The organism is Gardnerella sp. DNF00354, assembly GCF_049262755.1.
Taxonomy (GTDB): Bacteria; Actinomycetota; Actinomycetes; order Actinomycetales; family Bifidobacteriaceae; genus Bifidobacterium; species Bifidobacterium vaginale.
The window spans coordinates 1,103,777-1,121,253 of sequence record NZ_CP058402.1 but is presented as its reverse complement, the minus strand read 5'-3'; the positions used below and the strand labels follow the sequence as shown (position 1 = coordinate 1,121,253).

The 17,477-nt window shown below is 37.7% G+C and carries 13 protein-coding genes and 1 tRNA gene; 5 read left to right on the top strand and 9 right to left on the bottom strand.

Annotated features, from left to right (window positions below; all coding sequences use genetic code 11):
* Positions 1 to 10: 10 nt before the first annotated feature.
* The 6 genes from tsaB to leuS all read right to left on the bottom strand — a co-directional run bounded on the left by tsaB (position 11) and on the right by leuS (position 8,352).
* Positions 11 to 805 carry a tRNA (adenosine(37)-N6)-threonylcarbamoyltransferase complex dimerization subunit type 1 TsaB gene (gene tsaB / locus HXT24_RS04455; protein ID WP_422119240.1) on the bottom strand — a complete coding sequence of 265 codons (795 nt, stop codon included), beginning with the start codon at positions 803 to 805 and terminating at the stop codon, positions 11 to 13.
* Between the two features lie 38 nt (positions 806 to 843).
* Entirely contained in the window at positions 844 to 1,413 is a 570-nt protein-coding gene (tsaE, locus tag HXT24_RS04450) for a tRNA (adenosine(37)-N6)-threonylcarbamoyltransferase complex ATPase subunit type 1 TsaE (RefSeq protein ID WP_422119239.1), read from the bottom strand.
* A gap of 64 nt (positions 1,414 to 1,477) precedes the next feature.
* Entirely contained in the window at positions 1,478 to 2,449 is a 972-nt protein-coding gene (gene holA, locus HXT24_RS04445; RefSeq protein WP_422119238.1) for a DNA polymerase III subunit delta, read from the bottom strand.
* A gap of 126 nt (positions 2,450 to 2,575) precedes the next feature.
* On the bottom strand, positions 2,576 to 4,399 hold the full coding sequence (locus HXT24_RS04440; protein WP_422119237.1) for a ComEC/Rec2 family competence protein: 1,824 nt from the start codon (positions 4,397 to 4,399) through the stop codon (positions 2,576 to 2,578).
* Between the two features lie 26 nt (positions 4,400 to 4,425).
* Positions 4,426 to 5,217: a ComEA family DNA-binding protein gene (locus HXT24_RS04435; protein ID WP_422119236.1), complete on the bottom strand. Its 792-nt coding sequence runs from the start codon at positions 5,215 to 5,217 to the stop codon at positions 4,426 to 4,428.
* A gap of 150 nt (positions 5,218 to 5,367) precedes the next feature.
* Complete coding sequence (gene leuS, locus HXT24_RS04430; RefSeq protein ID WP_422119235.1) at positions 5,368 to 8,352, bottom strand: leucine--tRNA ligase; 2,985 nt, start codon at positions 8,350 to 8,352, stop codon at positions 5,368 to 5,370.
* Between the two features lie 205 nt (positions 8,353 to 8,557).
* Here leuS and HXT24_RS04425 point away from each other — a divergent pair, with 205 nt between their 5' ends.
* The 3 genes from HXT24_RS04425 to HXT24_RS04415 all read left to right on the top strand — a co-directional run bounded on the left by HXT24_RS04425 (position 8,558) and on the right by HXT24_RS04415 (position 11,684).
* Complete coding sequence (locus tag HXT24_RS04425) at positions 8,558 to 8,986, top strand: hypothetical protein (RefSeq protein WP_020761039.1); 429 nt, start codon at positions 8,558 to 8,560, stop codon at positions 8,984 to 8,986.
* An 82-nt stretch (positions 8,987 to 9,068) separates the two neighbouring features.
* Positions 9,069 to 9,875, top strand: a complete 807-nt coding sequence (locus tag HXT24_RS04420) for a fructosamine kinase family protein (RefSeq protein ID WP_415685405.1) — start codon at positions 9,069 to 9,071, stop codon at positions 9,873 to 9,875.
* Between the two features lie 87 nt (positions 9,876 to 9,962).
* Entirely contained in the window at positions 9,963 to 11,684 is a 1,722-nt protein-coding gene (locus tag HXT24_RS04415; protein ID WP_422119234.1) for a hypothetical protein, read from the top strand.
* Between the two features lie 6 nt (positions 11,685 to 11,690).
* Here HXT24_RS04415 and HXT24_RS04410 read toward each other — a convergent pair whose 3' ends face one another.
* Positions 11,691 to 13,505, bottom strand: coding sequence for an AMP-dependent synthetase/ligase (locus HXT24_RS04410; RefSeq protein WP_116692124.1), 1,815 nt, complete (start codon positions 13,503 to 13,505; stop codon positions 11,691 to 11,693).
* A gap of 94 nt (positions 13,506 to 13,599) precedes the next feature.
* Entirely contained in the window at positions 13,600 to 14,361 is a 762-nt protein-coding gene (locus tag HXT24_RS04405; protein ID WP_116692125.1) for a M23 family metallopeptidase, read from the bottom strand.
* A 276-nt stretch (positions 14,362 to 14,637) separates the two neighbouring features.
* Between HXT24_RS04405 and HXT24_RS04400 the strand changes: the two genes are divergently transcribed.
* Both HXT24_RS04400 and HXT24_RS04395 read left to right on the top strand, forming a co-directional pair.
* Positions 14,638 to 14,713: transfer RNA gene (locus tag HXT24_RS04400), tRNA-Asn, on the top strand.
* 210 nt (positions 14,714 to 14,923) lie between these two features.
* Positions 14,924 to 15,916: a hypothetical protein gene (locus HXT24_RS04395; protein ID WP_020761044.1), complete on the top strand. Its 993-nt coding sequence runs from the start codon at positions 14,924 to 14,926 to the stop codon at positions 15,914 to 15,916.
* Positions 15,917 to 15,985: 69 nt separating this feature from the next.
* Here the strand turns inward: HXT24_RS04395 and HXT24_RS04390 are convergent, their stop codons facing one another.
* Complete coding sequence (locus tag HXT24_RS04390; protein WP_032812259.1) at positions 15,986 to 17,434, bottom strand: amino acid permease; 1,449 nt, start codon at positions 17,432 to 17,434, stop codon at positions 15,986 to 15,988.
* Between the last annotated feature and the right edge of the window lie 43 nt (positions 17,435 to 17,477).

The following is a 17,477-nucleotide window of genomic DNA, read 5'->3' as shown; positions in this document are numbered from 1 at the left end:
CGCTTGAATCCTATTTTTCCGCCACTTTTGTAGCAGCGCCAGATCCCAAAACGTGCTTCAACGGGTTTGGAACAGATACGTCTGGTCTTCTTAAATAAAGCGGTTCAATAACGTCTTTTTGACTTGCACACAACTTAAATATCTCTAATCCTTTTACGCCTAAATCAAGAGCGCTCACTTCGGTAATTAAGCATATATTCTCGATTTTCTTCCAATCTTCAGCGTATTTTTTAACACCATGGCCTGCAACGCAAACGCAATAATCGCAAATATTATTTGATTCAAAATATTGATTTACTCTATCAACAATATTTGCAGGATAATCAATATCCATTTTTATTACTTCGCAACCACTATCGTCGTATAAACTCATATAAACTTGGCGTCTTCTAGCGTCATTTAGCGAAAGAACATACGTGTGTTTAGCTACGCAAGATTCATTATTTTCGACTATTTCGCTATTAGAGATAACGCCATTTTTAAGAGATTCTTCAAAAGCTCCAGAACGAATCATTAAACTTTGTGGAAGCAAGCTGTTGCATCCTAGAATCTTTGCATTATTCGCAAAAGCAATCGCCTTAGCAGCAACTAGTCCAGCTCGTAAACCAGTAAAAGGAGCAGGGCCTACTCCAACTACAATCTCGTCTATTTGATTAAGCTCTAGTCCAGCATTTTTTACTGCAAAATCAATGTTTACTTGCAACTTTTCAACATGTGTACGCGAATCCGTTTCCACTATTGGCTTATAACCTACAACTCCAACTGTTGAACCGTATGACGTATCTATAATCAGCGTATTGCTCATTTTTGTTCCTTAAATTGACTAACCAATTTAGCTTACTCTTAATCAAGAATTTTTAAGCGATCGCACCAGTCTCCTCCGACTGGAACAAGCGTTACAACGCGCTTGCCTTCACTTGTAAACTCATTCGACTCACTTTTATCAATTGGTCTATCAATATGAATTTCAAGACGAACATCAGCAAGAACACCAGCCATCTGTTCTCCCCACTCCATAAGCACAACACTTCCCTCTCCTGGTTCTTCCAATGCTTCGTCTAAACCTAAAGATTCAAGCTCATCTAAAAGCCTAGAAACAGTGTCTTGCCCTGGAGCATAATCTTTTCCACCAAGCCTATAAGCATCTACATGAATAAGATTCGCAACTTTTCCATCAGAAAATGTGCCTTTTAGCTCTCTAGCAATAGTAAAAGTCGGGGAAACTATAGGATCTTTTATTCCCAAGCCCTGTCCAAAACCTTGCGCGAACGTTGTTTTTCCAGCGCCAAGTGGACCAGAAAGCAAAATAACATCTGTTTCATGCACTATTTTTGCAATAGTTTTTCCAAGATCTCGCATACACGAATCAGTTGGAATTACGAGCTTTTTGATATTATGATTTTCCAAAATCACACACTTTCATATTAGACTTTTAACGCTCTATGTGTTAACACTTTATGCTTTTAAAATTTTCACATTAACGCCCACGACAAGCAATCATGCTAATGCATTTTTCTAAAGCGTAATCAGCATCACTTGTTCCGCCTTTGCATTGCTCATCTGCCCACGCTAAACATTTAAAACACTTACGAATCCCATCATCATTCCATCCACCTAAATCTCTCATAGTCATTTTTAACGCCCAAGGGTTAACTTTTGCTTGAGCATTAGAAATTTCCCCGTTTTTAACAGCTATAGCCTTTGTAATTATTCGCATTTTTGCAGCCAAAGCCCCAATCAATGCTATAGCATCAACGCCTTGTAAAATCGCTCTTCTTGATGCAAGAATAGCTTGAGCATAGTTACCTTCTGCAGCTTTATCTGCTACAAAAAATCCAGTTACTTGCGGATCTGATATTAAATATTGGTCAACTATTTTTAGTGTGATTGGGTTATCTTCAAAATCAAAGCACAATTGAGAACAAAGAGCAGCTAATTGATCGGTTTTCCCACCTAAGACTTCTGTTATGCGTCCAGCTGCTGCAGGCTCTATACTACGATTTTTCCTTTCAAAAAGACTTAGCACAAAATTCAATCTTGCATCATCTTTTTTAAGATCTGGAACAGTTATTTTACTTGCTCCAGCTTTTTCAAGTTTTGTAACAATTGACTTTCCTTTAACACCTCCTTCGTGGCGCGCAATAACCCAACAATCATTGTTATTAGATTTAGATTCTCTAGTACAAAACCCTATTATTGCTTCGACTAAATCTTCATTAGCTTGTTCAAGATTATTAATAACAACAATTGTTCCACTAGAAAAAAGTGATGGACCTGTAGCAGTTATAAAAGCATATTTATCGGCATTTAATGCGTCTAAATTTATAACATCTGCATCTGGGTAGGAGCCTAATATGCGAGTTTTTAAGTCGCGCGCGTTTAAATCATTTAAATACGCATCACCGCCAACCACAACTGTAAATGGCGCAAATTTTTTTAACGCTTGCATACGTACTCCTTAAGAATATTTATATTCTCACGATTTAACTAACGCGACTATCCTTGTTTTTATTTAATCCGCTTAATTTTGCACGCCTATTAATTGTACAAACTATATAAAACTTAAAACACTTAATCATTCAAAAAGTTTTGTTGAATCATTTATAAGCTGCTTAAAACGATTTGACTTAACTTGTAAAAATATCCTTAAACTATTATATGATTCACTTTTTCTAAAATATTTATTTATGATAAGTGCTAATAAAAAGATAGCGAATTCAGCGCACGCGATTAGCCACGCACCTAAAGATCCATTAATCCAAGGTATTGTTCCAATTTGTAAATCTCCCAAATACCATGCGCAATTTGCCATAATGTTTGTTCCAAAAGATGAAATTGTGGCAAAAATCAGAGAAATAGAATAACTCCAATTAGCGCATATAAGCGAAAGCAGACCAAATATTGTTGCAAAATCAACAAAAGGAGCAACAATTAAATTTGCTATAACAGATATAAAAGATACTTGTGGCTGCATTAATATTTGTACAGGAAGCGTAAAACACTGTGCACACAACGTTATGCTTAATGCGCTTGCAAGACTAAACGGCACATATCTTAAAAAGATTCTTCTTAAAGGCATTCCACAAACAATTATTCCAAAAGTTGCGCAAACAGAAAGAGCAAACGAATAATCCCATGCATATTTTGGACAAATAAAAAGAACACTTATAACAGTTATACTTAAGGCACTAGCAGACTGGTATTGTCTAGAAAACATTAATGCTCCAGCAGAAATTAAACCCATTATAAGCGCTCTAAGAACAGATGCCGACGGATACACAATACACGATAAAAAAATATGACCACAAGCTTCAAATATTGCGCTCACTACTCTTGACAAAAGCAAAAAAGCACATGTCTTACGAATAACGCAAGATAAAAGCAAAAAATGTCCTCCAGAAACCGCCATAAGGTGCATTATTCCAGCTATTTTGAATCTTTGTTTCATAGTGTTCGCATAAGTGCTATCGATACTATCTTTTCGTAAATCTTCTACATCACTTAAATGCTCTTGCCCCAAAAGTCCTACAGTAAGACCAGGAACAAGCATTTGACCCTGTTCATCTAAAGAACTAGTCACATTGTAAAATTCTTTCCACAATGTATTTAGTAATGTCTTAAAAAGATTAGCTTTTTCAATAACTTCTACTTTATATAATTTCGTTTTATCTGTTTTGTTTGCTTTAGGAACTTGAATTTCTATCGCATGAGAGTCAAATTTTGAAATCGAAATTTTTCCAAAACTACTTATCTTGTATCCGTAGTTCATTATTTTGCAATCTGGATTAAAAGCGTAAAGTTTAGCAGACACAAAGCTTTTACTCCTACTAATAACTTTTTCTTTATCCATAATTTCAATCTGTTTTACATTCACGTTTAATACGCAATCCCCCTTAAAGGATTGCGATACTCTTGGAGGAGACGTTATATCCATAAGCAATCTGATGGATTGAACATCGTTTTTTCTATTAAATTTATATTCTGTATCACTTTGCTTTAGATCTTTAATAGCATTAAAAACAGGGTCCATATGTTCTATGTTTAGAATAATTGAACACATTATAAAAGCTGCTAGAAACGCACAAAGACTTGTTAAAAAAGCATGCTTGTATCCTATTATTTTTAATTTTTTAATTAACTCATAAAACTTTAATTTTATGCGACTTTTGTAATCAGTTGTATTCTTTAAGCGGCACGTAAAAATGCAATTTCCCATTGAAAAAATAGTATAAAAGCACAAAAGAGCAAATGATAATATTGCGATTATCATACAGAAAAAATCTTGTTGTGAATCAACTATAAATCGAGCGAATAAGCAACCAAACCATACGCTAAACGCAATAGGAACAAGCCTAAAATCCTTGTTTCCATTTTCAAGATCCCAATATAATTCTTTCATTTTCCAACCTTAAAAATCACATAATTTTACCCAACGCAGGTCGCTGATTTAAGTTTTAAAAAAGTCTTTTGCCCAATTCCTTTAACTTGCATAAGATCTTCAACCCGCTTAAAAACACGCAACTTTTTACGCATATCTAATATTCTTTGAGCCATTTTTGGCCCTATACTTTTTAGAGTTTGTAATTCTTCCAACCCTGCTGTGTTTATATTTATGCAACCGCTTTTATCTTTGTTGACACTATTATTTTTGCTTATATCATTTTCATTAATTTTGTGCGTGCTATCACTAAAATCTTCATTTTTATTTTTAACAGTTAAATCTTTAGTCTCATTTGTATGTAAGTCTTTTTTAGAATCCTCTTTAGAATCATTGCTATATTCATCATCATCTTTATTATTTGATTCAAATTTTTTACTTAAAGATTTAACTTTAGATTCTCTCTGTGCTTGATAAGAATAAATCTTGTTATAAGTTCTAGATTGACATATGAGCATGGTTAAACTTGATGCTAAGAATACTACGAGAATTAGCATAATAGACAAAGCATGTACTGGTTTTATTCGTAATCTAACGAGATTTCTTGTTTCAAAATTATTTCGTTTATTAAGATTATCAATATTTGAAGCAGAATCTTTTGAGCTTATGCAAAAATCAGCAAGCTGATAATCTATAGAATTGTTTTTCTCTTGTGCCAATATGCGATTTTTAGAATCATCATTCAAAGTATTTTGCAAATAATTTGAATTTTCATAATTATTATTTAAAGCATCAATAGCTGCAAATCTTTCTAGAACGTTACTATTGTTTTTGTTCATTTTAACCACCTCCTTCGTTTCAGCCTATTTATCTTTGATTGTTAAATAAAAAAAAAGATGCTTACCTCCACTATTAAATGAAGATAAGCATCTTTCAAGTAAAATTAACCAATGTGGTTAAAGGCTATTTTACCTAGAAAACATTGAGTTTCAGCTTTCATCTGGCACAATAGACACAATCTTTGGTGCTTTCACGATCACCTTGCGCGGCTTCTTTCCACCCAATCGATCAGCTACGGCCTCTAAAGCAAGCTTTTCAAGCTCACTAGCATCAATATTCGGGTCAACTTCAAGCTTTGCGCGAACCTTGCCCTTGATTTGCACAACAGCTGTAACAGTATCCGCACCAACGTAGCGAGAATCTTCAACTGGCCAATTTGCGTGAGCAATCGACTTAGCATGTCCAAGCTTGCTCCACATTTCTTCACAAATATGCGGTGCAATTGGAGAAAGCATAAGAACAAGCGGCTCAACTGCTGCGCGAGGCACGTGAGGCAGAGACGTTAAGTGATTATTCAACACAATCAGCTTAGCAATCGCAGTGTTTGGACGCATTGCTTCCATTTCTACAGTTACTTCTGCAATCGTGTTGTTAAGAAGCTTTAGCGTCTTTTCGTCCAAAGCATCTTCTGTTACTACGCAAGCGCCAGTTTCTTCGTTTACAACGTTACGCCACAAGCGTTGCAAGAATCGCATGCCTCCAACAACGTTACGTGTATTCCATGGGCGAGATTCAGAAAGTGGCCCCATGCTCATTTCATACAAGCGGAACGTGTCTGCACCGTAGTTTTCGTACATGTAGTCTGGAGTCACAATATTCTTTAGGCTCTTGCCCATCTTTCCAAACTCGCGATTCACGGTTTCGCCATGCCAAGTAAATGTTGGCTCACCAGCGCCGTTATTAGCGCCTTCCTCAACCTCATCAGCTGGCACGTACTGCCCGCGCTCATCCGTGTAAGCGTAAGCCTGGATCATACCCTGGTTAAACAAGCGATGGAAAGGCTCAGCAGAATCAACGTAACCCAAGTCGTAAAGCGCCTTATGCCAGAAGCGCGAGTAAAGCAAGTGCAAAACTGCATGCTCTACGCCTCCAACATAAAGGTCAACGCCTCCAGAAACATGTTCCTTGCCTGGTCGATTCGTACCCATCCAATAGTCGTATTCGTCGCTGTCAACCATATGCTCAGCGTCGTTTGGATCCAAGTAACGCATGTAATACCAGCATGAACCAGCCCAGTTTGGCATAGTGTTGGTGTCGCGATAGTAGGTTTTTACGCCGTCGCCAAGGTCGAGCTGAACTTTTACCCAATCCTCGTTTCGGCTCAAAGGTGCTTCAGGCTCAGAATTTGCATCGTCTGGAGCGTAAGTCTTTGGCTGATAATCTGGAACGTCTGGCAATGCAATTGGAAGCTCAGAATCTGGAACCAAGTGAGCAACACCATTCTCGTCGTAAACAATTGGGAAAGGCTCTCCCCAGTAGCGCTGCCTAGAGAACAGCCAATCGCGAAGTCTGTAAGAAACTCTACCAACGCCTACGCCTGCTGCTTCAAGCCAAGTTGTCACTTTTTTAATAGCTTCATCTACGCGCAAACCGTTAATAGATAAAGCGTCACCGAGCTTATAAGTATGCTCCACAGAAGAGTTAATAACAATTCCATCGTGAGAAACAAACGGAGCTTTGCCATCATAATCTTCTAACTTTTCGTCAGAATCAGGCAAAGGCTTAACAGTGTAAATTACAGGCAAGCCGAAAGCTTTAGCAAAATCATAATCGCGCTGATCGCCGCCAGGAACTGCCATAATTGCGCCCGTTCCGTAGCCCATAAGCACATAATCTGCAACAAACAGTGGAAGTTTTGCTCCAGTTACAGGATTAATTGCGTAAAGACCAGTAAACAAGCCAGTTTTTGCACCAGCATCTTCCGTACGATCTTTAGCGGTTTTAGCACGAGCTTGAGCCTGATACTCTGCCAATCCTTCCTTAAGACTTGCGTAGCCACCCTTCCAGCTTTCTGGAACGCTAGCTTCCCACGCTTCTGGAACGTGCTCAAGAATCGGGTGATCTACAGAAACAACAGCAAAAGTTGTACCAAAAAGCGTATCTGGACGAGTAGTGTATACTTCCAAAACGCGCGTTTCACCATCTGCACATTCAACTTCAAAATGCACGGAAGCACCGTGAGATTCGCCAATCCAGTTTCGCTGCATAAGCTTAACTTTTTCTGGCCAATCAATAGTATCCAAATCTTCAACCAAGCGATGAGCATAAGCTGTAATTCGCATGGACCACTGACGAAGATTGCGCTGGAATACTGGGAAGTTTCCGCGCTCAGATTTACCTTCTGCAGTAACTTCCTCGTTTGCGAGCACAGTTCCCAATCCTGGACACCAATTTACAGGAGACTTAGAAATGTAAGCAATGCGGAAGTCATTCAACACATCCGCTTGCTCTACTTTATTGAGTTCTTCCCACTTTTTGTCAGCAAAACCATGAATTTCGCGCTTTGCGCTCTTAAACTCATCAACTAACTCAGCAATTGGTCGAGCAGAACCTTTACCGCCATCTTTGCGTACAAAATCAGGGTCATACCAAGCGTCATAAAGCTTCGAGAAAATCCATTGAGTCCAACGAACGTAGTTTGTATCAATAGTTGCAAAAGATCTACGATCGTCAAAGCTCAATCCCATGCGATGCAACTGCCTGCGCATATTCGCAATATTTGCCTCAGTAGTAATGCGAGGATGCTGACCTGTTTGAACAGCGTACTGTTCTGCAGGAAGTCCAAAAGCGTCGTAGCCCATCGCGTGAAGAACATTCTCACCCTTCATACGGTGATATCGGCTCACAACATCCGTTGCCAAATATCCAAGAGGATGTCCAACATGCAAGCCCTTTCCAGAAGGATAAGGGAACATGTCCATTGCAAAGAAAGAAGGACGGCCACAAGCCAATCTGCCTTCGCCATCCTTCAAATCGCCCTTAACATTAGCAGCCCAGAACGTGCCCTGCTCGTCCCAAGTCTTTTGCCAGCGCTGCTCAATATATTGTGCGAGCTGCGCATTGTAACGAAAAGCTGGCTCAGCAATAGTAGCTTTATTGTCAGCTGTTGAATACTGTTGATCGTTGTCTTCCATAAACAAGCACTATAGCGACTCATATCGTCAATTTGCAACACTTTTTACAACTTTTAATCATATTTTATTGTGTTTTTTGAAAGTTTTAATGCACAATTCACAAAATACTCTTATTTAGCGTTTTTCATAAAAATCATTACTACAATTGTTTTAAACGTTCAACATAAGATTTTATTAAAAATAATGTGATTTAACGAGGTTAGTTATGAAGGTATCAAAGAACACACTTTTATTAATCGCATGTATTGTATGGTGTTTTGCTGGATTCAACATTCTTAGGATTGGTATTATTGCATACTCAAACTTTCTATCTCCTATTAATTTCGCTTTATCTTTAGCTGTTTTTGTAATATTCCAAGTGTTTATTTTTGGAAAACTCGTTAAAAAGCACGTGACTAGAATCAACGAATACAAAGAAAACAAGCAATTTTTCCTTAAATTCTTTGACGTTAAATCTTTTATAATCATGGCTTTTATGATGACTTTTGGAATTGTTCTTCGTGCAACAAATATAGCTCCAGAACAATTTATAGCCGTATTTTATACGGGATTAGGTTCTGCTCTTACTCTAGCAGGATTGCTTTTTGGGTATCAATTTGCTAAAACATTTTGCCCAGTTAAAAGCCAAAAATAAAGAATCAGACACAAAAATAGTTATTGTGCAAAGTCTTAAGTAAAATAATGTGATTGGTATAAATATAAGTGCAGGGGTTGCTATGAGTAATAACGTGTATAAAAAGAGTAGATCATACGCACCAGAACGATTCTTCGAATGCGAAGGTCGTGGCCTTAACTGGCTTCGAGAAGCTTACGACTATGGCGGGCCTAAAGTAGCTAAAGTTTTTGATTGGGGAAAAGACTACCTAAATATTGAGCGCATTGAAACTACGAGCCCCACTCCTTTAGCAGCGTTTGAATTTGGTGCATCTTTGGCTCATATGCACGATTTTGGTGCAAAATATTTTGGGGAGCCACCTGCAAATTATGATGGCACATGCTACTTTGGACCATTAAGTGACCCCGTAAAAATGGATTGTGGTACTTGGAGTAATGTTATTGACTATTTGGCAGAAGGCAGACTTTTGCCGATGGTAAACCTTGGTATTTCTAGAGGAAGCCTTACAAAAAGCGATTTAGATCTTACAAATAAAGTTATTGATGCTCTGCCAGATTTGCTTGGAAAAGCCGCTGAAGATAAACCAGCGCGAGTCCATGGAGACTTGTGGAGTGGAAATGTGCTTTGGACTAAAAGCGAAGATGGCGAACACACAGAAGCTGTTTTAATTGATCCAGCAGCTCACGGAGGTCATCGTGAGGAAGACTTAGCAATGCTGCAACTGTTTGGGATCAGCTATTTTAAGCAGATTTTAGATGGCTATCAATCTGTTCATCCACTAAAATCTGGTTTTGAAAATCGCATGACAATTTGGCAACTCTACCCTATTGCTGGACATTGCGTCTTCTTTGGTGGAGGCTACGTTAGCGAATACCGCGATATGTGCTTTGACTTACTCAACCGTTAAATCACATATAGATAATACATAAAGAATATAAAGAATTAATAATACAAGTAAATTCTATAACTAAAATATTTACGAAAGGTTATAAATATGGTTCGCGTGTGGAAACACTTTTTAAGCAAAGCTATTGCTGCTATAACAGTATTTAGCATGATGCTTTTTGCTGTTTGTGCATGCGGAACCACTACCCAAAACACAGCATCTAATTCTATTAAGACTCGCGTAAATCATGGTAGCGTTATTATTTTTACGCCATCAGACGGTCTTAATCTAAGTAGGAAAACTCCTTTAAGTACGTGGGACAATCTTGTACCAGAGATTATTAAATCGCTAAAAAAACAAGGATTTTCAGAAAATTCTATTACTACTAAATCGTCCAGCAGCTTATACGATCAAAGTCAAGATATTCAAGATTACGTTGTAAGCATGATTACATCTCTAAAAACAAAAAATTCTTCTAAAAATAAAAACAATAAAACAAGTATCAGAGATATTCATAGCAGCGTAAAAAAGCAACTTTCTAATACGACTATTGTTGTTGCTCCTTGGAGTAATAAAAACGGTAATAATAATTATGGTGATTACGTAACTCAACCCACAACACCTAAAGAGCAACTAAAAGAAGAAGATCTAAAATCACAAGAGGAAGCAGAAAATAGACTTACATCGTCATTAGATTTGGCTAAAAAAGCTGGCATGCATGTCGTTATGTTATCTAGGCTTACTAGAGATTTTAAACCAGATGCATTATTCAAACTTTCTTCTGCTCAGAGCATTGGAGAAATTCAAGCGTATACTCTTGTGCAAAAATTAGCATTAAATCAAGCTTCTAAAGATAATCCAAAAAGCGTAGAAGTACTTTTGCCTTGCCACAACCAAAAACAAGATGTTCATGTGCATGTTGGAGTAAATACTCATGGTAATTCAGATTCTGATAATTCAAGTTCCAAACTTCAAGAATTTGATGATGAATTTGCGCGACTTGCTTTTGCTGGAATCTGGAAAATTCTAAAACCTTATTTCGCATCTGGATTAATGATTTCACCTTCTGGAAAACTCAATAAGAATTCAACGGAAAACGACTGGGAAAATGCTGCTTTCGACGCAGATAATTCTGACTCTGTTAAGGCAGAACTTAATTCGAGATTAGTAATAAAGAATGATAACGGAACAACTTCCACAAAACACGTAGATGGCATTATTGCTTTAGATGATCAAATTGTTATGCAAGTAGAAAAGGCTCTTGAAGACCTTGGATATAAGGGAAGCTCTGCAGATATTAACCCTTCCTTTACTCTTCCAGATATAATCGGAAGCTTTATAGGAAAACGAAATTTGACTAAGAAAAAGGTTCCAACGCCTGCTTCTACTGCGAAAAATAATGAATCACAAAAATCTGGCACAAAAAATAATGATTTGAATTCATCTGAATCAAATAAAGAGAATAAAAATACTGAAGATTCTGAGCTTAAAGATTCAGCGAATGAATTGTTAAACGACTCAAAATGGCCTGTTATTACTGGCTACGGCGCTTACAAAGATGCCTTACCAAATCTTGTAAATGGAAAGCAATGGATGACTTCTATCGAAAACATTCAGAAAATCTCTACTGATGTTGCTCAAGAATGTAGTTCACTAAATGTTAATGGAAAATTATCTCAACTCGAAGATATTTCTATTTTTGTAAATAACAGTGGATCAGAAAAAGATATACCTGTAATAACAGAACCAATTCTCGCTGTAAGCGCAACTAATCTTAAAGCTCTTTTGATTGACCCTGGATACGTAACTCTTGCAGATGCAGGACTGTAAAGTACGTTATTTTCTTGGTCTTGGAGCATAAATCTTATTTTCAATAAGATCGTTATAACGTTCTATAACCGCATTGCGCTTTGCTTTAAGGCTTGGTGTAACTAAACCATTTTCTTGAGTAAAAGCATCTGGAACAATCTCAAATTTTCTAATTGACTCTGCTCTAGAAACATTAGAATTTGCTTTAACTATGCTTTGTTCTACGGAACTTATGACGATTGAATTTTTTCTTGCCTCTTCCAGCGAGCGCACTGGGCTTGCTCCTCGAGATTTCAGCCAAGAATTCACTTCTGCAAGATCTAACGCAATAATCGCAGAGATAAAAGGTTTTCTGTCTCCAATAACAACGCATTGAGAAATAATTGAAGAAGTCATAACTGATGCTTCGAGTATGCTAGGTGAAACGTTTTTCCCGCCAGCTGTTATTATCAGATCTTTTTTGCGACCAGTAATTTTTACAAAACCGTCGGAATCTAAAGATCCGAAGTCTCCTGTATGCAACCATCCATTTACTATTTGTTTTTCAGTTATCTCTGGATGATTATGATACCCTTTGCAAACAGCGGGACTTTTAATACAAAGCTCTCCCTCATCATCTATTGCTACAGACACTCCCTGCACTGGCAAACCAACTGTTCCGATTTTATAGCCTTTCGTTGGATTTACCATTGACGGAGCACATGTTTCTGTCATTCCGTACCCTTCGAGAATTGGCAATCCCATGCCATTGAAGAAATGCGAAATCGATTTGTCTAATGGTGCTCCTCCTGAAACACCATATTCAACGTCTCCTCCAAAAACTTGCAAAATTGAGTTGTAAACGAGCTTTTTACATAAGGAGTGGCTTATAGCTAACATTGGCGAAATCATTCTCCCCGATTGTTGAGCTTTTGACCATTCTTTTGCCACTTTTACGCTTTGAGCAAATATAAATCCTTTTACTCCTCTACCAGCTTTTTGAGAGGCAGCATTGTAGATTTTTTCAAATATTCTAGGTACACCAAGTATGAAAGTTGGTTTAAAACTTTTAAAATCACTTAGTATTGTTTTAAGGTTGCTTGACAATCCAAGTGTTACATTTCCCGCAAAGCAGAAGAACTGCATAAATCTTGCAAATACATGTGCTAAAGGAAGGAATAAAAGGAGTCTTGGTTTGCCTTTTAATGCTATATCTGGCATGGAAAGCATTCCAGATTTTGCTATAAACACAAAATTTCCGTGCGAAAGTTCTATACCTTTCGGGTCTCCTGTAGATCCAGATGTGTAAACGATTGTAGCTAGATCATCGCCTTTAACAGCTTTTTCTCTTTCATAAAACTCTGAGTCTGTAACTGTTTTTCCATACTCAATTAGCGCATCTATTGCGTCTCTGCTTAATACATAGACATCGTTAAGGCTTGGACATGACTTCTTTGATATTTCCACAGTTTCACGCATATTTTCATCTTCAACAAAAATCATGCTTACTCTAGAATCGTTAATAATATTTTCTATTTGCACTGCAGAACTTGTTTCATAAATTGGCACTGTTAACGCGCCTATAGACATTATTGCCATATCAAGCACAGTCCACTGCCATGAAGTATGCGCTATTATCGATATAGTATCTCCCGGCATCACACCGTGTGCTATGAATCCTTTTGCTACCGATATAACCAAATCTTTAAAGTCTTTAGCACTGTAGGAATTCCATTTCCCGTCGCGTCCTACATACTCAACCAATGAATCGTTCGGCTTACGTTCTACGCGACTTTCAAGAAGCGAAAAAATGTTTGCATTGTAATCAATTTTCTCATCGAGATTACGAGAATACTTTTGCATATTCGCTCCCTAATATGTTTAAGAAAATCTTATGTAATAATCTTAGGTCAATGTCTTAAGCCCAAGACTCTTATTACACTATACGACACGCATTTTACAGACTATTTTTTTCTTCTTTTGTCTCTTCTTTGGGCTTTAAAATTATTCGTTTTTTCGCTACCATTTTCCTTGGATTTGCATAAGTCCTGTCTCTTCGTTTTAAACCCCATTGAATACACAAATTGTCACAATGATCTGATCCAACTGTTACGTAACCAAAAAATTGACCTTTTCTAACAACTGTTCCAACTGGTAAATCCGTATATGCTGGCTCAAATGTGGAAGACAAAACTCCATGTTTAATTGTTACAACAGATTTTCCAGCCACAAGTCCAGCAAAATTTATTATTCCATCTGATGGAGCATATAGCTCAGTTCCTTCCTCTGCTTGCAAATCAACTCCTCTATGACCTGCGAGCCATGGTTTTGCTGGAGCATCAAAATCTTTAATAATGTTTACATTTTTTACTGGCCATACCATCCTTGATTTACAATTTGTAGTTTCTTTTAGTGTTGAAGCTGTTGAAACTTGACTAACTGTATTCGCGACTATTTTTTGATTTTTACCTACAAAAGATTTTTCTATGCAACCAGCGTCAAATGGAGACACACTATAATCAGTTTGATTCGATTGCAAATATTCATACTCAATACTTTTGTTTATTGTAGGATTTATGCAACTATGAATAATCAACATGATTACAATCAGAATCATAAAAATCAGTATTTTAACAAATTGTGATTTTTGTTTTAATATAAATTTTTTGACTTTTAAGATTCTGGGCTTAATCATTTTTAAATCAAATATTTTTCTCATGATATTTTATTTTTCTCCTTTCATAAATCAAATTTGTTTTATTCTTCAACAGCAAAAATCTGCATTATTTAAAGGTTTTCGCTTATATTTGAAAGTTTTTCACAAAATTCTTTTTTTAGGAACACTTTTTTATCAATGTGGTTAAAGCATGCAAATCATTGGTATTCCAACGATTACGAGTTTTCGACACGCCCAAACACGCTATATTTGCATATCATAAAATTCCGTGTAATATAAATGTCTTGTGCACGGCACACAGCCAAGCACAGAGGATATTCCTGCGTAGCTCAGTTGGCAGAGCGTTCGACTGTTAATCGAATGGTCGCTGGTTCAAGCCCAGCCGCAGGAGCCAAGAAAACCACCAGCAAGTCTGGTGGTTTTTTTTGTTTTGAATTTATTTGAATACTGTATTCTAATGAATCGCAAATGATATTGCTTGTCCTGCAAATCATCAAAAATGCTACAAACTACAAGGGTCACGTACTTAGTTTGGCGTAAACTATAAGTGTTGTTTTGCAAAAAGCAATTCTTGGCGAAGATTGATAAAAACAGAGGATGATACATGTTAGAAAACATCTCCGAAGCCACGAATAATGGCCATAAAAAGAAGATGATAATTCTCATTGCTGGCGTCATTGTATTAGCTTTAGTATTAGGCGTTGGTGGTATTTGCTGGAGCATTCAGCACTCATCTCGTATGAAAGAAGCTAGAAGACAGTGCGAAATTAAGGTTGCACAAGTTAGCAAAGCAAGCAAGTCATGGAAAAAACTTACTAAAAATTCTCTTCTTATCTCTTTTGCTCAAGATAACTCAGAAAATGGCAAATTACTTGCTAAGCTTTTGAAGCAGCGTTTGCCAGAAACGGTTGTATGCAATGCTAATTCTCCAGAAGAGTTAGGCTCTCAGGGAGCTCAAGCTATAGCTGCAACTCAATGGTATTCTGACAATGCTCAGCGTATTCGTGGAGTGACTTCTGCAATGATTGATAAGCTTTCTGCAGCATCTACAGATACTACAGCTAATGCGCAGGAAAAGCAGAAGGCTGAAGAAAGTCAGAAGGAACTGCAGAAGATCACCGCTCCTGTTATTCGTATAGCTCCTAAGGTAAAGCGTAAGCCGAATATTATTATTCAAAATATTCCTCCTACTCAAGAAGAAAAAGTTCAAGCAGATAACGCCATGCAGAAAAAGATTGAAGAAGCAAAGCGTCAAGCTGACGAACAAGCTGCTAAAGCTAAAGCAAAGGCAAAGTCTGACGCAGAAAAGAGACGCTTAGAATTAGAAAGAAGAAAGCGAATTAGGGATGCTGCCGAAAACCTACAGAAGCAGCTAGAAGAACAGGCTAGGAAGCAAGCTGAAGAGGAAAAGAAGAAACAGGAGCAAACTCCTCCTACGCCTCCAACTCCTCCTGCGCCTCCACAAACTAATACTACTGGCGGTAATGGCAGCACTACTGGCGGCTCTACGCCATCACAAAGCGGTACTGGATCACAAGGCTCTAGTAGCCAAGGCAACGCAGGTAATAATAACCAAAATGGCGACGGAAACAAATAATAAACTCTGTTAATTCAATATAAAAAAAATGCGCTCAGCAAATCACTGAGCGCATTTTTTATATTCTAATCACTTTGTTAAATCAACTTGATCTAACGGAATAACCTTAGTGTGGTACTTAATCTTGTATCCAACATAAAGCACAATGAACAGCGGCACAGACATATAAGTTATGCCGATTGCTTGCCAATTAAGCGTGTGGAATGATTCAAGATCTTGACCAACAATAACCAAAATGCACAATACAAGGGCCACAATAGGACCGAATGGATACCACTTAGCTTTATAAACAAGATCGTCCAAAGACTTTCCTTGAGCAATATACGCTTTGCGGAACCTGTAGTGCGCAGCTGCGATTCCTGCCCATGCAATAAATCCAGTCAAACCACTTGCAGCAACTAAGAACATGTAAATTTGAGTTCCAAAAATACTCATCAAGAATGTTAAAAGAGCTACAACAAACGTTGCAACCAAAGATTGCATTGGAACACCTCTTCTATCTACGTTTCCAAACATCTTTGGAGCGTGATTATCTTTTGCGAGGGCGTAAAGCATTCTAGTAGAAGCATACATTCCAGAGTTTGCTGCCGAAATAACAGATGTAAGCACAACTGCATTCATGATTGTTGCTGCAATCGCCAATCCTGCGCGCTGGAACACAAGAGTGAATGGGCTTATAGAGATATCGCTAGCTTCCGATCCAAGCAAACTTGGGCTTGTGTATGGAATGATGCATGCGATTACAAAGATTGCAAGAATGTAGAACAAAACAATACGCCAGAACACTTGCTTTACAGCCTTTGGAATGCTCTTATCTGGTGTTGCAGATTCACCTGCTGTAATGCCAATAAGCTCTGTTCCCTGGAACGAGAATCCAGCAATAGCAAACGCACCTAAAACAGCTGGGATTCCGCCAGCAAATGGAGCATTCTTATGAGTAAAGTTGCTTAACAATGGTGCTTTTCCGCCTAAAATTCCAACAATCGTAAGCAAACCAATAGCAAGGAATATAATAACTGTTACAACTTTAATAATCGAAAGCCAGTACTCTGTTTCTCCAAAGCACTTAACCGTAAGAATGTTAATCAAAAGAATAATAACAAGAACCGTTAGCGAAAATACCCATATTGGCACCTTAGGAAGCCAATATTGCAAAACGATTGCTGCAGTGCTTATATCTACAGCAACCGTGATTGCCCAGTTAAACCAATAATTCCAACCCATTGCAAATCCTAAAGCTGGATCAATAAACTTTCCAGAATAAGATGCAAAAGACCCACTAATTGGCATATATGTTGCCATCTCGCCTAGAGATGTCATAAGAAAATAAACCATGATGCCGATTGCAGCATACGCTAGAAGCGCGCCACCAGGGCCTGCCATGTGGATTGTTGCGCCACTAGCTACAAATAAGCCTGTTCCGATGCTTCCACCCAAAGCAATCATGGAAATATGGCGTGTTTTTAAACCGCGATGCACGGTTTGAGATTCAGTATTTGATGAACTGTCGTTATTCATTGTTTCCTCCTTTTGACAATATTCAAACAGAGGCAAACAAGCA

Coding starts and splice junctions, on each gene's coding strand:
- tsaB (WP_422119240.1), bottom strand. CDS start 805: ATGAGCAATACGCTGATTATAGATACGTCATACGGTTCAACAGTTGGA.
- holA (WP_422119238.1), bottom strand. CDS start 2,449: ATGCAAGCGTTAAAAAAATTTGCGCCATTTACAGTTGTGGTTGGCGGT.
- HXT24_RS04440 (WP_422119237.1), bottom strand. CDS start 4,399: ATGAAAGAATTATATTGGGATCTTGAAAATGGAAACAAGGATTTTAGG.
- HXT24_RS04435 (WP_422119236.1), bottom strand. CDS start 5,217: ATGAACAAAAACAATAGTAACGTTCTAGAAAGATTTGCAGCTATTGAT.
- leuS (WP_422119235.1), bottom strand. CDS start 8,352: ATGGAAGACAACGATCAACAGTATTCAACAGCTGACAATAAAGCTACT.
- HXT24_RS04425 (WP_020761039.1), top strand. CDS start 8,558: ATGAAGGTATCAAAGAACACACTTTTATTAATCGCATGTATTGTATGG.
- HXT24_RS04420 (WP_415685405.1), top strand. CDS start 9,069: ATGAGTAATAACGTGTATAAAAAGAGTAGATCATACGCACCAGAACGA.
- HXT24_RS04415 (WP_422119234.1), top strand. CDS start 9,963: ATGGTTCGCGTGTGGAAACACTTTTTAAGCAAAGCTATTGCTGCTATA.
- HXT24_RS04410 (WP_116692124.1), bottom strand. CDS start 13,505: ATGCAAAAGTATTCTCGTAATCTCGATGAGAAAATTGATTACAATGCA.
- HXT24_RS04405 (WP_116692125.1), bottom strand. CDS start 14,361: ATGAGAAAAATATTTGATTTAAAAATGATTAAGCCCAGAATCTTAAAA.
- HXT24_RS04395 (WP_020761044.1), top strand. CDS start 14,924: ATGTTAGAAAACATCTCCGAAGCCACGAATAATGGCCATAAAAAGAAG.
- HXT24_RS04390 (WP_032812259.1), bottom strand. CDS start 17,434: ATGAATAACGACAGTTCATCAAATACTGAATCTCAAACCGTGCATCGC.